Source organism: Niveispirillum sp. SYP-B3756 (assembly GCF_009495745.1).
Classification (GTDB): domain Bacteria; phylum Pseudomonadota; class Alphaproteobacteria; order Azospirillales; family Azospirillaceae; genus Niveispirillum.
The window spans coordinates 767,507-781,095 of sequence record NZ_WIDQ01000001.1 but is presented as its reverse complement, the minus strand read 5'-3'; the positions used below and the strand labels follow the sequence as shown (position 1 = coordinate 781,095).

12 protein-coding genes are annotated in these 13,589 nt (G+C 64.6%); 1 reads left to right on the top strand and 11 read right to left on the bottom strand.

What is annotated here, in order from left to right; translation table 11 throughout:
• Positions 1-33 precede the first annotated feature (33 nt).
• From GE253_RS03695 to motA, 8 genes are all read right to left on the bottom strand, one after another.
• Positions 34-1,062, bottom strand: coding sequence for a TAXI family TRAP transporter solute-binding subunit (locus GE253_RS03695; RefSeq protein WP_173012470.1), 1,029 nt, complete (start codon positions 1,060-1,062; stop codon positions 34-36).
• A 162-nt stretch (positions 1,063-1,224) separates the two neighbouring features.
• Complete coding sequence (locus GE253_RS03690; protein WP_153202728.1) at positions 1,225-1,587, bottom strand: hypothetical protein; 363 nt, start codon at positions 1,585-1,587, stop codon at positions 1,225-1,227.
• 134 nt (positions 1,588-1,721) lie between these two features.
• The gene (locus tag GE253_RS03685) at positions 1,722-2,486 is read right to left on the bottom strand and encodes a methyltransferase domain-containing protein (protein WP_153202727.1); all 765 of its coding nucleotides are present in this window, start codon (positions 2,484-2,486) and stop codon (positions 1,722-1,724) included.
• Positions 2,461-3,348 carry an endonuclease/exonuclease/phosphatase family protein gene (locus GE253_RS03680; RefSeq protein WP_153202726.1) on the bottom strand — a complete coding sequence of 296 codons (888 nt, stop codon included), beginning with the start codon at positions 3,346-3,348 and terminating at the stop codon, positions 2,461-2,463. Before GE253_RS03680 ends, GE253_RS03685 begins: the two co-directional genes overlap by 26 nt.
• 153 nt (positions 3,349-3,501) lie before the next feature.
• Positions 3,502-4,071, bottom strand: coding sequence for a DJ-1/PfpI family protein (locus GE253_RS03675; protein ID WP_153202725.1), 570 nt, complete (start codon positions 4,069-4,071; stop codon positions 3,502-3,504).
• A 410-nt stretch (positions 4,072-4,481) separates the two neighbouring features.
• Positions 4,482-5,000, bottom strand: a complete 519-nt coding sequence (locus GE253_RS03670; RefSeq protein WP_153202724.1) for a GNAT family N-acetyltransferase — start codon at positions 4,998-5,000, stop codon at positions 4,482-4,484.
• Positions 5,001-5,119: 119 nt separating this feature from the next.
• Complete coding sequence (locus GE253_RS03665; protein WP_153202723.1) at positions 5,120-6,754, bottom strand: long-chain fatty acid--CoA ligase; 1,635 nt, start codon at positions 6,752-6,754, stop codon at positions 5,120-5,122.
• Between the two features lie 133 nt (positions 6,755-6,887).
• Complete coding sequence (motA, locus tag GE253_RS03660) at positions 6,888-7,748, bottom strand: flagellar motor stator protein MotA (protein WP_153202722.1); 861 nt, start codon at positions 7,746-7,748, stop codon at positions 6,888-6,890.
• A gap of 248 nt (positions 7,749-7,996) precedes the next feature.
• On the opposite strand from motA, the gene GE253_RS03655 reads away from it, so the two are divergent.
• Positions 7,997-8,977, top strand: a complete 981-nt coding sequence (locus GE253_RS03655; RefSeq protein WP_153202721.1) for an alpha/beta hydrolase — start codon at positions 7,997-7,999, stop codon at positions 8,975-8,977.
• Between the two features lie 79 nt (positions 8,978-9,056).
• Here GE253_RS03655 and GE253_RS03650 read toward each other — a convergent pair whose 3' ends face one another.
• The 3 genes from GE253_RS03650 to GE253_RS03640 form a co-directional block, all read right to left on the bottom strand.
• Entirely contained in the window at positions 9,057-9,443 is a 387-nt protein-coding gene (locus tag GE253_RS03650; protein WP_153202720.1) for a hypothetical protein, read from the bottom strand.
• A gap of 156 nt (positions 9,444-9,599) precedes the next feature.
• Positions 9,600-10,268 (bottom strand): TrmH family RNA methyltransferase, encoded by a 669-nt coding sequence (locus GE253_RS03645; protein WP_247878447.1) that lies wholly within the window; start codon positions 10,266-10,268, stop codon positions 9,600-9,602.
• A gap of 4 nt (positions 10,269-10,272) precedes the next feature.
• On the bottom strand, positions 10,273-13,275 hold the full coding sequence (locus GE253_RS03640) for a GAF domain-containing sensor histidine kinase (RefSeq protein WP_153202719.1): 3,003 nt from the start codon (positions 13,273-13,275) through the stop codon (positions 10,273-10,275).
• Positions 13,276-13,589 lie beyond the last annotated feature (314 nt).

The following is a 13,589-nucleotide window of genomic DNA, read 5'->3' as shown; positions in this document are numbered from 1 at the left end:
CAGTTCAGCGCGGCCCCCGCGCGGACAGGCCCCCTAGCGCGGGCCACCGCGCGGGCACGCCATGGTGATGGGGTCAACCCGGTAGAAACCGTCCAGCCCCGGATGCAGCGGCGCCGACATGCGCAGCGCCACCGGCCGCAGCAACGGCACATCCCGACCGCCCTTCTGCAAGACAGTGCGGTTGGGGGTACTGGTCAGGGCGCGGCCCAGGGCGCGGGCCAGATCCTTATCCACCGCCGGGCCGGCGATCCAGACCACCGGCTGCATCAATGTATCCACCCCCTTGATGCCAGGGTAGGCCCCATCGTCGATATGGCCGACGGAACCGAACGGATGCAGGCCGGACAGGCGGCCCACCGCATCACCGGCCACCGGCAACAGGCGCAGAGGCGGGGCATCAGTGCGGGCGGTCAGATCGGCCAAAGCGGCATCGGGCACAGCGGCGATGCGGAACAGCGCATCCAGCTTGCCATCGGCCAGCGCTGCCAGCGCCTCCTCCCCCGCCAGTTCCACCCCCCGGATATCCTGGCGGCGCAGGCCATGGGCGGACAGGGTGCGGTCGGCCAGCAGCCGGGCGGGGCTGCCGGCGGGGCCGATGGCCACGCGCTTGCCCTTCAGCCCGGCAATGCTGTCGACCCTGGCATCGGTGCGCACCAGCACATGCAGCGCCTCGTCATACATTTCCCCCAGAATGGTGATGTTGTCGGGGTTGGCGGATTGGCAGCGCGCGGCATAGACACGGTCGGCCGGCACCAGCCCGGTTTCCAGGCGACCCGTTGCCACATCGGCCACGATATCGGCACTGCGCGCTTGGGCTTGGGCCAGCGCCACCATGCCAGGCACGCCGCAGGCCCGGTCATCGGCACAGGCCGGCATTCCCGGCGGGCGCGACAGCATGGCGGCCAGGGAGGCGCCCATGTCAAAGCCCCGCTCGCCGGTTTCCACCACGCCAATGCGCAGATAGCGCACCACCAGATCGGGATCAGCCGGCGGACGCGCCAGAGCAGCCAGACCCAGCAGGGGCAGGCAAAGGGGAAGGATCAGCCAGGATTTACGGGACATGGGTGCGAAACGCCGGGCGCAGCCAAAGTTGGCCCACATCGCCCGGAACTCAAGGGTAAGTCAAATGCCGCCAGCGGATGGCAGCAATCTCCCGCTATCGGTCGGATATCACAGGGGCACTTGACGATTTGTAAAGTTTCGCGCGGGGCGTTGTGTGCCCCGTCACCCTGCCTTGTCGCAGGTTGCACGATCATCGGACAGCGGGCGGCAGGTCAGGCCGCCATTGCTTTTGAAATTATTGTTGCCGGTGCGGCGGACGGAAACATTGTTGGTGAACTGCACCCAGCCGGCACTGCCCCAGTGCGAACTGATGCCGTTGGAAAAGGACAGGGCACCGTTCTGGCCCTTATAGACGGTGGTGCCGTCCATATAGCGGATGCGCCCTTCCTCATCCTCCGTCGCCACGGCACCATTGCTGCATTTCACCACCGGGGTAGCGGCCGCGTGCCGTTCGCAGGTCAGCGGGGACTGCCCGCCGGAGAGGATCATGGCGTAAAGCGCCACTTCGAACACGTTGAGAGCCATCCGCCATCCCCTTCCCGTTATTGTTCAGCAGCGGCGACCGTCGCCGCGCGGCATGTGCCGCGTTAAGCCAAGCCGTTGGCATGTTGGCACCGGCGATTGAGGGCCGTGATCATTTTGATCACGGCAACTTAAACTCACTTACCTGCCACGATAAAAAGTCGCCGGAACGGGAACAAGCTGTTGCCGTCCCTCTCTGTCGGATAGGCCGCCCTTAGCCTTTCGGCATAGAGATCGCGGAAGGTGGCGGCCATATCCTCATCCAGCCGGGCCATGACCGGCAGCAGGGTGGTACCCTTCACCCATTCCAGCACCGGATCGGTGCCGGGCAGGACATGCAGATATTCTGTTTCCCAGATATCAATCTGTCGGCAATGCGGGCGCAGCAGCCGGTAATAGGCATCGGCCGCCTGCACGGTTTCATGGTGCAGCGCCCCTTTCAGCGCCTCGGCCCAGGGGCCGTCACTGGCCAGTTCCTGCAAAATCCGGTGCGAAGGGGCGTTGAAATTGCGCGGCATCTGTATTGCCAGCACGCCATCGGCCGCCAGGGCGCGGGCCAGTTGCGGGAACAGGGCGTGATGATCGGGCAGCCAGTGCAGGGCCGCGTTGGAAAAGATCAGGTCGACCGGCCGGCCCGGCCGCCATTGCGCGGCATCGCCTAGTTCCCAGGTGATGCCGGACGGCTCGGCCGCCGCCTTGGCCAGCATGACCCGGTCATTATCCACGCCGGTAACGCGGGCGCGGGGATAATTCTGCCCCAGCAGCCGGGTCAGATAGCCGGTGCCGCAGCCCAGATCGACAATCTGGTCAGGTTCCAGCGGCGGGATGGCGGCCAGCAGGTCCAGGCCCGGCCGCTCCCGGGCGGCGCGGAAAAGCTCATATTGTGCTGGATTCCAGGCCATGATGTCCCTTTGCTGTTGCCTGTGCCGCCGGCACGCCGATCAGGGCGCGCACCGGCAGATGGTCGGATGCCAGCCGCGTCTGGCGGGTGCGGATGGCACCGTACCCCGCCAGACGCAGATCGGCCGACACAAAGATACGATCCAATCGCAGCGTCGGCAACTTGGCGTGAAAGCTGCGCGGGGCGGCGCAATCCGGCAGGCGGGCGGAAAGCCGGCGCAGACAGCGGGCGGACGGCAGCCATTCATTCAGATCGCCCATGAATATGGTGGGCAGCGGCGGCACCCCCTCCAGATAGGCCAGGATGCGGGCCACCTGGGCATTGCGCTCCCACGGGTCCAGCCCGAAATGCGCCACCATCACCCGCACTTCCACCCCCGGCGCCAGTTCCAGCCGGGTGGCCAGGGCGCCGCGCGGTTCCCGCATCCGCTCCGACAGGTCGATCGGGTCCACCCCCTTGACCGGCAGGCGGGTCAGCAGCGCATTACCATAATGGGCGCTGCGATGGTGCTTGGTGGGGCCGGCCAGCGCCCGCATCCCCGTCTGTTCGGCCAGATAGGCGAACTGATCCAGCCCCATTTCCCCGCGATGGTGCCAGCCCACCTCTTGCAGGCCGATGGCATCCACCCCCAGCCCCCGGATCACCTGGGCGATGCGGTCGGGCGCGAAGCGGGCATCGATGCCCACACTGGAATGAATGTTCCAGGAGGCGATATGCAGGGGCAGATGGGTGTCCGGCAGGGCCTGATGTCGCTCATCGGGAATCGGTTCCCGCCCCGGCCGATCCTGGCCCTGCCGACCGCGCAGCCGGTTCAGCAGGGCAATGGCGGGGGCGATGCGGCGGGGGGTGGGGGCGTGGCTCATGCGGTGTTTCCGGTGCTGGATAAACAGCATCATAACGCCATTACATGGCATGTCGCGCCACGACCGCGCATAAAAAAAGGCGTCCGGGCCGGAGCCAGACGCCTTTGAAGCAGCCATCGCCCGTCCAGGACGGGCGATGGGTGACCAGACCGATCAGGCAGCCTGCTTGCGCTGTTCACCAGCAGCAACGAAGGTGCGGATCATCGTCTCGATGATCTCGGCCATTTCTTCGTTGGACTGCGCGGTGACCAGGAAACGGTCAACGACGATGGCGTCTTCCGACCAGGTGGCGCCAGCGGCTTCCAGTGCCGCCTTGACGCTTTCCGGACCGGTGACGGCGCGGGTCTTCACCCGGTCGGCCACGGCCAGCAGTTCCACGCCACGGCCAAAGGCGGCGACGCCCTTGCCGGCATCCATGAAGCTGCCGATGATGCGGCGGGTGTGCGGGTTGCTGGCCAGCTTGGCCACCGAACGGTCACCGCCCGGCAGGACCAGCAGGTCGAAATCCGCGGCCAGAACATCGCCGACATGGCGGTCGGTGGGGAAATAATGGCCCCAGGCGGCGCCGTGCCAGCCATTCACCAGGCCCTGCTCGGGGGAGATGATCTTCGGCTTGGCGCCAGCCTTCAGCAGGGCGCGCTGCGGCTCGGTCATTTCCAGCTCTTCGAAGCCGTTGGCCACGAGGATGGCAATGTTCTTTCCGGCAAGCAGTTGATCGGTCAAGGTCTCGTCTCCTTCAAGTTGGTCCGTCCGGGTCTTCGGCTGCCATGCCCCCATGGGGTGGACAGGGAAGACGGGACGGCGATGCCACGGCCGGGCCGTGGCACAAATTGCGCGTCATGCCGAAATTAGCGCCGATGCCCGCGCGACCGGTGGCCAGGGGAGATATGGGCCGAACGGCCGATCTGTTCCCACCCGGCAATTGCGGGGTGGGGCGGCCATGGCACCCCCCGGCTCCAGCCTGGGAACGGGGGCGGTTTACGTCTTTTTCTGCATGACGCGCTAATTGGCCTTTTGGCGGCGCAACGTCAATCCGCAATTCAGGTAGGGCAGCCATCCCGAAGGCTGCTGTGCGGGAAATGAAAGCCGGTCCCGCACTGGCTGGGCGACTTTATCAGTCGGTTTTCGGCCGCTCAACGCTGAGGGCGCCGCACCATGACCAGATCCAGACCATCCTCCCGATCCGCCATGAATCCGGCGCGCTGCAACATGCCGGTGGCGGGGTTATCATAGAAGATGGCGGTGCTGATGCTGTCGCCCGCCATATCGGCCAGGGCGCAGATGGCGCGCAATGCCTCCGCCCCCAGCCCCTGGCCGCGTCGCGCCGGCAGGATCACCAGTTCCAGCAGGGTCATCCGCCCCCTGGCATGGCGGTCCAGCACCACCAGACCCACCGGCTCGCCCTTGTTGAACAGCAGCAGGGTCGCAGCCTCTGGATGGCCGCGCCGGTAAAGGTTCAGCCTTCCTTCGACCTGGACCGTGATCATCATGCCGCGCGCGGCCGGGGGGGTGCTGCTCAGCATCTCCTCCGCGTCGGCATGGATGATGCGGCGCAGCGCAGGCCGGTCGCTGGGCAGGGCAATCTGCACAGACAAGCGTTCAAACCGGGCGGCCAGCAAGGCCGCGAGATCTTCGTCAAGCGCGTCCAGCATCTGACACCGAATAGGGAATGACCATATCAGGCTACACGCATAGCGCGTCCGCCTCGCCCTGACCTGTGAACTGCTTCACAGGTCAGGGAAACCTTTTCCCGTTGGTGTCGGCGGCAGGATCAACCGGCAGCGGGCAGGGGATGGTCGCGGAAGCGCTGGCGCAGATCGGTTTTCAACAGCTTGCCGGTTGCGGTATGCGGCAGCGACTCGACAAAAACAATGTCGTCGGGCAGCCACCATTTGGCAACTTCTCCGTCCAGGAAACGCATCAGCTCGGCGCGTTCCACGCTCTGCCCCGGCTTGCGCACCACTACCAGCAGGGGGCGTTCCACCCATTTCGGGTGCGGCACCCCGACCACGGCGGCTTCCAGCACTGCCGGATGGCCCATGGCGGCATTTTCCAGATCGATGGAACTGATCCATTCGCCGCCAGATTTGATGACATCCTTGGCCCGGTCGACGATGCTCATCGCCCCGTCCGGGCCGATCACCGCGACGTCGCCGGTGCGGAACCAGCCATCAGGGGTAAAGGCGCCGTTATTGGCCTTCTCGTCCTTGTAATAGGCCTTGGTGATCCAGGGGCCGCGCACCACCAGTTCGCCATAGGCGGTGCCGTCGTGCGGCTGGTCGGCACCATCCGGCCCGATGATGCGCATTTCCACGCCATAGATCGGGCGGCCTGCCCGCATCTTGGCATCATGCTGCTGTTCCAGCGGCAGGGTTGTCTCTGCCGGGGACAGGGTGCCGATACTGCCGACAGGCGACAGTTCCGTCATGCCCCAACCCTGGAAACAATCGATGCCGTGGCTTTCAAACTCTTCCAGCATGGTGCGCGGCATAGCCGATCCGCCCACCGTCACCGCCTTCAGGCTGCTGAAGCGGGCGCCGCTGCTGCGCAGATGCGCCAGCAGCCCCAACCAGACGGTGGGCACGCCGGAGGAGACGGTGACCTTCTCCGTCTCCATCAATTCATAGATGCTTTTGCCATCCAGCCGGGGCCCGGGCAGCACCAGCTTGGCCCCGATGATGGCGGCGGCATAGGGATAGCCCCAGGCATTGGCGTGGAACAAAGGCACCACCACCAGCACATTGTCGCGCGCCCGCACCCCTAAGCCGGCAATGACGCCGAAGGCGTGCAGCACCGATGAGCGATGGCTGTACAGCACGCCTTTGGGGTTGCCGGTGGTGCCGGATGTGTAGCAGAGGCCGCAGGCCGTATTCTCATCGAATTCCGGCCAGTCATAGCTTTCCGGCTGGGTTTCCAGCAACGTTTCATAACAGAGCAGGCGGGGGATCGGGCTGCTGGCCGGCATGGCGGCGGCCGGGGCCAGCACCACTACCCCCTCCACCCCCGTCAGCCGGGGCCAGAGCTGTTCCAGCAGCGGCAGGAACATCGGATCGATGAACAGCCAGCGATCCTCCGCATGGTTGATGATATAGACGATCTGGTCGGGGAACAGGCGCGGGTTGATGGTGTGGCAGATGGCGGCGATGCCGGGCAGGGCGTAATAAAGCTCCAGATGCCGGTGATCGTTCCAGGCCAGGGTGCCCACCCGATCCCCGGCTGCTACGCCCAGGGATTTCAGCGCATGGGCCAGTTTCTGCGTGCGGACCCAGGCATCACGCCAGCAATAGCTGTGCGGTACCTCTGTGGCGAAACGGGCAGTAATGATCTGGTCGCCATAATTCTGCGCCGCATGGCGCAGCAGACCGGTCGTCAGCAGCGGCCGGTCCATCATCAAACCCTGCAACATACGCTATCCTCCCAGTGCCGTTATTTTTGGCTTTGCTGAGGGATAGAGTGGGGCCGTGGAGATGCTTTTTCCAGGGTAAATTTAAACGCTTGTTCCATTTCCCCGCTTGTAAGGCGGCGGTCGCCATTTGGTATCAGGTGATCTGGGAAAGGATTTCCTCAAGCTCGTTGAAGTCCGGCATATATTCGGTGGGTACTTTCTTACGCGCCGCCTCAATGGAAACCTGCGGGGCGTAACCGCCCAGATGGGCGACGATGGCGGTTTTGATGACGCCATAGAACTGGCTTTCCTCATCCGCGATGCCCTTCAGCCGGCCAGCGATGGGGGCGGCCAGACAATAGGCCAGGAAGATGCCCATGAAGGTGCCGACCAAGGCGCCGCCGATCAGTTTGCCCAGCACTTCCGGTGGCTCGGTGATCGAGCCCATGGTCTTGATGATACCCAGCACGGCCGCCACGATACCCAGCGCCGGCAGCGCGTCGGCCAGACCCTGGATGGCGTGGGAGGAATGCTGATCCTCATGCTTCATCTTGTCGATCTCCTGCTCCATCAAGGTTTCCATTTCGATGGGGTTATCCACCCCAATGGAAAACATGCGCAGGTAATCGGCAATGAATTTAACCGTCGTCTCACTCTTCATCACCGCCGGATAGGCGTTGAAGATATTACTCTCCATCGGCTTTTCGATATGCTGTTCAATGGCCAGCACACCCTTGCTCTTCATCGTCTTCAGGATTTGATAGAGCAGGGAGAGAAGCTCGATATATTCTTTCTTATGAAAACGCGATCCGCCGAAGATCTTCTTGATATCCTTGCCCGAGGCCTTGACCGTATGGGCATTGTTGGTGATCAGGAAGGAGGAGACGCCGGAGCCGCCGATGATCATCACTTCCTTCGGCATGGCCTCAATGATGATGCCCATCTTGCCGCCGAAGATGACATAGCCACCAAAGACGCAGAAGAACACGCCGACCAGACCGATAATGGCGAACATACAATGCCCCGGTAGTAGAGGGATGGCATCCCGAAGAAAACCCGCCAGAGGGTAAACCAAAGGGGGGCCAAAACCAACCGGCCATCGGGTCAGGTCGCAGGGGCATATCGTCCACCTGACGGGCATGGCGGCGGCACCGGCAGGGCGCAGCGGGTTGGTTGGGGAATGATGTGGCAAACCGGTGCAAAGGCCGCTCGCCTGACCGGCCTCCTTTCCGTTCCCTCAACCCTCCGTCAAAGGTCTGCCCCATGCGGAAATATCTTCTGCCCCTGGCTCTCGCGCTTGGTCTGGCCCTGCCCAATGCTGCCTTGGCCGGTCCGCCCGTGACGGCGGCGGTGGGCGCTGGCTGGGGCATGGCCGACACTCTGCCCAAGGTGCGCGTCTCCTATCCCGGCGGGGTGGTGGCCATCCCGGACCTCACCTATGCCGTGCTGCCCGGCTATCGCCCGCTGACGCTGGACATCTATATGAAGACGGGGGCCAGCAAGCGGCCGCTGCTGGTCTATATCCATGGCGGCGGCTGGGCCATGGGCACGTCGCGCCAGCTGGCGGCCTTTGCCGATTTTCCCGCCGTGCTGGCCGATATGGCGGCGCGCGGCTATGCCGTGGCGGCGGTGAATTACCGGTTGAAGGCGGAGGCGATCTATCCGGCCCAGGCGCAGGATGTCGACAGCGCCATCCGCTGGCTGCGCGCCCATGCGGCGGATTATGGCATCGACCCCGCCCGCGTCGGCGTGTTCGGCGATTCGGCGGGCGGGCATCTGGCAGCCATGGCGGCGGTGGATTGTGACCGGTCGGTACCACTGGAAAAGGGTGATTGCGTGCAGGCTTCCGTGCCCTGGTACGGCATCTATGATTTCACCGTCACCGACCGGCCCCGCCCGCCGGAAGATTTCAAACCGATCCATGATTTCCTGGGCTGCAAGGATGCGGCTGATTGCGTTGAGGAGATCAAGGCCGTCGGCCCGATCAATTATGTCGATGCGCAAGACCCGCCGATGCTTTTGCTGCATGGGCAGGCCGACGCGGCGGTGCCGGTGATCCAGGCCCGGGTAATGCTGGAAAAACTGCGCGCCGCCGGGGTGTCGGCCCGGTTGGTGGAATATCCCGGTGCGAACCATGGCTGGATGTCTGCCACCCCGGAAGCCACCCGCGACACCCATCTGAAGGCTCTGCAGGCGACATTGGATTTCTTCGACGCGGTGCTGGGCAACAGCGTCACGCCGTAACAACCGCTTGCATCATGCCGCAGCACCCACGGGCCAGCGGTCGCTGGCCTCCAAGGGGCATGATCCAAGCCCCTTGGTATCAGTTGTCGGCGTATGTGTCGCGCAGGCGGGGGGCGTCGTTGATGGTTTGGCGCAGATTGGCCGTTTCCCGGTTGTTGGGGCTGGAGGCCATGTCGGCGCGCGACAAGACGCCATCGCCACGCGGTTCTGCCTTGGGTGGTGTACCGAATTTGGCGCGCAGCCTTGCATATTCCTGACGGTGGTAATCGTCGGATTCCTGGAATCCCGGCTCCCCATTGCGGGGGGCTGTCACAATCACCGCGTCCTCCTGCTCGGCAGGGGTGCCGGGTGGTGGTGGTGGCGGCTCATTGGCGGCCAGGGCCGGCAGGGCAATGCCCAGCAGCAGCCCGGTCAGGGGCAGGACAACGAACCGATGCCATGACGGCGCGAAGGCAAGCATCCGCATTTTCTGGTCCTTTCCCGTCTGCACCATCCCTCAATTAAAGATGGGGACGGGCAGGGGATTTGCCATCCCCCCTGTCTTTCACGCCGGGGGAGGCGATTCCCGCCGCGCTGCGTCAGTCGCCACCGTTCCATCAGTCAAGAATTTTGACCGATGGGATCATTCCTGCCAGTCACCCAGCAGCGGGCGCATCCGCAGGCTTTCTTTGTTGCGTACCCGCACCTTGCCATGCACGTGATCAGGTTTGGCATCACGCGGACCGCCCACACGCACCGGCCGTTCAGCAAAGCGGCCCAGGGAAATCATGCGGTCATAGGTGACGATGGCGGCGGCCACGGCGACATTGACGCAGAATTTGGTCGGGATCTTCACCACATGGTCACAGCGGGCCAGCATGGCGGGGGAGAGATCGCCCCGTTCCGAGCCGAACACATAGGCTGCGCGCAGCGGGTGGCGGAAGCTGGGCAGTTCCGCCGCATCGTCGGTCAATTCGCAGCCCACCAGCTGGCAGCCGGCGGGTAACATCATCTCGGCAATGGAATCCCAGCCGTAATAGGGGACATGTTCCACCCCGCCCGACGTATCGGTACGCCGCAACGCGTCCACATCCACCACGCCATTGACGGTGAACACGAAGCTGGCACCAAAGGCATGGGCGGTGCGCATGATGGTGCCGACATTGCCGGATTTGCTGATACCCTCTGCGCCCAGGGCGAAATAACCACGCATGATGACCTGACAGGATGATTTAAAGGGGAGCTGCTGCCAGTCCTTGGCACGGGGACGGCCCTTGGGGCAAGGCCCCGCCCCGCCCTGGTGGTCCGACATGCTTCTATGACATTTCCCCCACCGAGAGCGGCGGGTTGATGGGCAGATGGATCAGGAAGCGGGTGCCATGGCCGGGAATGCTGGCCAGATCAATATCGCCGCCCAAGGCCCCGGTGACCAGATTATGTACGATATGCAGCCCCAGCCCGGTGCCGCCGCTGTCCCGCCGGGTGGTGAAGAAGGGATCGAAGGCCTTGGCCTGCACTTCTGCCGACATGCCGATGCCATTATCGGTGATAGCGATGGCCAGCCGGTCCATGCCCGCCCGCCCGGCGGCGATCAGAATCTGCGGCGCTTCCACCCCGGCAAAACCATGCACCACGGCATTCTGCACCAGATTGGTCACCACCTGCGACAGCAGCCCCGGCATGGTGGTCAGCATCAGCCCCGGCTGGGCATCAATGGCCACCTTTACCCGGCTTTCGCGCAGCATCGGGTCCAGGCTGCGCACCACATCGGCCAGATAGGCAGCCAGATCCAGGGTGCGCGTCGCCTCGCTGCTGCGATCGGCGGAAACCTGCTTGAAACTGCGCACCAGTTCGGCGGCCCGTTGCAGGTTGCCGGTCATGATACGCAACCCCTCCTGCAGCTTTTCCAGGAACTGGTTCATGGAAACGCGGGTCAACGCCCCGGCCTGGAAAGTATCGGCGACCTGCTCCCGCTCCTCCTCCAGATGGGTGGCCAGGGTGAAGGCGACGCCCAGGGGCGTGTTGATCTCATGCGCTACCCCGGCCACCAACTGGCCCAGAGAGGCGTGCTTTTCCTGCTGCACCAGCCTGTTCTGTGTCAGGCGCAGTTCCGACAGGGTGCTGTCCACCCTGGCATAGGCGGCAGCATTGGACAGCGCGATGGCACCATAGGCGGACAGGCTGCGGAAGATCAGCCGCTCCCGCTCCCCATAGGCGTTTTCCTGCGTCGATTGTACCGTCATCACCCCGATCAACCGGCTGCCTGCCAGCAGCGGGGCCAGCAGCAGGGTGCGCATGAAGCGGGTGCCGGGAATATGCGAAGGGGCGTCGGTTTCATGGGCACTGCGCTGGATCAGCAGTTCCTGCCGGTCGCGGGCGCAGCGGGCCACGACAGAGACGGGATCGGACAGGCTGCGCCAGATGGTGGGCAGGGGCCGCCCCAGTTCCAGCCCATAGCGCAGCTCCAGATGCTCGCCCCCATCATCCATCAGATAAAGCGCGAAGGAATCGAAAGCCAGCAGGGTGCCGGCATGGCGGTGCAAGGCGTGGAACACCGCGTCGGCGTCCAGTTTGGCTGTGATCTGCTGGCCGATGCGGCCCAGTAATTCCAGCGTCTGGGTCGCCTCATGCAGGGCGGCGGCACGTGCTGCCTCCGCTGCGGCCAGATGGCGGTGATACTCGCCCTCCGCTTTCAGTCGCTCCGTTTCAAAGCTGGCCTGCATGGCCAGCAGCCGGTCGCTCACCTCCCGGCTGCGCAGCAGGCCGCGGGCCTGGCAGGCCCGGCGCTCAAAGGCCAGCGCCTGCCCCAGATCGCCCGCTGCCTCATAGGCCGCAGCCAGGGCTGAGAGCAGGTTGGCCGGCACCGTATAGCCCTGAATCGACTCGGCCAGTGCCAGTGCGCGGGACAGCAGATGGATGGCTGTGGTGTGATGGGGGGCCAGGTCCGGCACCGGGGGCGGCAGATCGGGGAAGCGGCGATGCAACTCCGCCTGCGCCATCAGCAGTTCGATCTCCCGCCAGCGATTGGCGCAACCCGCCAGCAGCGCCGTCGCCTCGGCCATCGCAGCGGCGGCTTCCTCCCGCCGACCCAGGGCAGACAGGGCGCGGGACCGACCGGTCGCGGCTTCGGTCTGCAGGTCTGCCTGTTCCAGCTCTGCGGCGATATCCCCCATGCTTTCGAACCAGCCCAGGGCCAGAGCCGGTTCCCCGACCTCCATATCCAGATCGCCCAGATGCTGGCAGCAGATGGCATAGTTGCGGGACCGGCCCAGCGGGGTCAGACAATCCAGCGCTTCGGTCAGCAATTGCCGGGCGCGGCCGGTCTGGCCCAGACGGCGCAGCGTGTCACCCAGCCCGCGCAGGCATTGGCCAAGCGCTGCCGGCCAGCCGGTGCCGCGCGCCAGTTGATGTGCACGCTCCCGCCAGACAAACTCCGCCACATAATCATTGAGGTTGGAGAAGGCACCGGCGGCATTGGCGGCCAGCATCACCGCCAGCCGAATCCGCCCGGCCAGCAAGGCCAGATCACAGCCGCGCTGATAATGGCGCTGGGCGGTCAGGAAATTGCCGCGCGCAAATTCCAGCCCGCCATGGCAATAGGCGACCACCGCGTCCAGCCCCGGATGTTCCAGCCCCGGCACCACCGGCAGTTCCGCCAGCCACTGTTCTGCCGCCGCCTCGGCATCCTCTGACAAGGCGTCGCGGGCCATCCAGGTGCGGGCGATGCGCTGACGCATCCTGTCGCCGCTATGCTGATAATGTTCCCAACCCCGCCGATGGGCGCTGATGCGCCGCCGGGACTGGCCCTGGTCGAAGGCCAGCAGCGCTTCCACCATGCAGGCATCCCCCGCCCCCAACGGGTCATCGATCTCCCGGAAGCTCTCCTGGGCACCGGCCAGCATCGCCTCCGCCCCCGCCAGATCGCCCAGCAGCAGCCGGCATTCCGCCTTGGTCAGCAGCAGGCGCGCCGTCAGGCGCCGCAATTCCCGCTCCTGGGCGCAGGAGGCGTGGTGCAGCAGGTCCATCGCCTCGTCCACCATCGCCATCGCCGCGTTGGTGTCGCGCTGGCGCTGGTACCAGGCCAGCGTCGTCAACAGCACCAGCCGTTCCAGCGGGTCATGGCTGTCGGCAAGCTGGTTCTCTGTCACCAGCACCTGCTCGGCCAGTCCATGCAGATCCAGATGCCCGACCAGGGGCCGGTAATCGATCGGAACGATGCTTAACGGATTTGTTGCAGCGGATGAGTCAGAGGGGGAGGGGCCGCCTGGTGCTGCCCCTGGTATCCCGGAATCTTCGCCCATCATCCCGCCGTTTGCCATGGCGCTTCCGCGATCCGTTACCAACCGGGCTTACGGCGCCGCGCCGACCCTTCGGCTTAAGGTTGCATTTTATTCAAAATCTTTGCAACCCATGCATAAGGCTTAAGATACCATTGACCATGGTCGATGGTCATTGGAAATGAATGATGTTTCAAAACCGTTTGGGGTGCGCGGCCACCGGTCATGACCCGTGGCCTTGAGACGATCATCGGCTGAACAAAAAGGCCCCGCCGGTGGCGGGGCCCTTGCAGTTTTTGGGGAAGAGATAATCAAGAGCGAGAACCTGAAAGGGCTCCGCCCCCGACCCCTGCCAC

Coding starts and splice junctions, on each gene's coding strand:
- GE253_RS03680 (WP_153202726.1), bottom strand. CDS start 3,348: ATGAGCCACGCCCCCACCCCCCGCCGCATCGCCCCCGCCATTGCCCTG.
- GE253_RS03670 (WP_153202724.1), bottom strand. CDS start 5,000: ATGCTGGACGCGCTTGACGAAGATCTCGCGGCCTTGCTGGCCGCCCGG.
- GE253_RS03640 (WP_153202719.1), bottom strand. CDS start 13,275: ATGGCAAACGGCGGGATGATGGGCGAAGATTCCGGGATACCAGGGGCA.
- GE253_RS03650 (WP_153202720.1), bottom strand. CDS start 9,443: ATGCGGATGCTTGCCTTCGCGCCGTCATGGCATCGGTTCGTTGTCCTG.
- GE253_RS03665 (WP_153202723.1), bottom strand. CDS start 6,754: ATGTTGCAGGGTTTGATGATGGACCGGCCGCTGCTGACGACCGGTCTG.
- GE253_RS03695 (WP_173012470.1), bottom strand. CDS start 1,062: ATGTCCCGTAAATCCTGGCTGATCCTTCCCCTTTGCCTGCCCCTGCTG.
- GE253_RS03690 (WP_153202728.1), bottom strand. CDS start 1,587: ATGGCTCTCAACGTGTTCGAAGTGGCGCTTTACGCCATGATCCTCTCC.
- GE253_RS03685 (WP_153202727.1), bottom strand. CDS start 2,486: ATGGCCTGGAATCCAGCACAATATGAGCTTTTCCGCGCCGCCCGGGAG.
- GE253_RS03645 (WP_247878447.1), bottom strand. CDS start 10,268: ATGTCGGACCACCAGGGCGGGGCGGGGCCTTGCCCCAAGGGCCGTCCC.
- GE253_RS03655 (WP_153202721.1), top strand. CDS start 7,997: ATGCGGAAATATCTTCTGCCCCTGGCTCTCGCGCTTGGTCTGGCCCTG.
- motA (WP_153202722.1), bottom strand. CDS start 7,748: ATGTTCGCCATTATCGGTCTGGTCGGCGTGTTCTTCTGCGTCTTTGGT.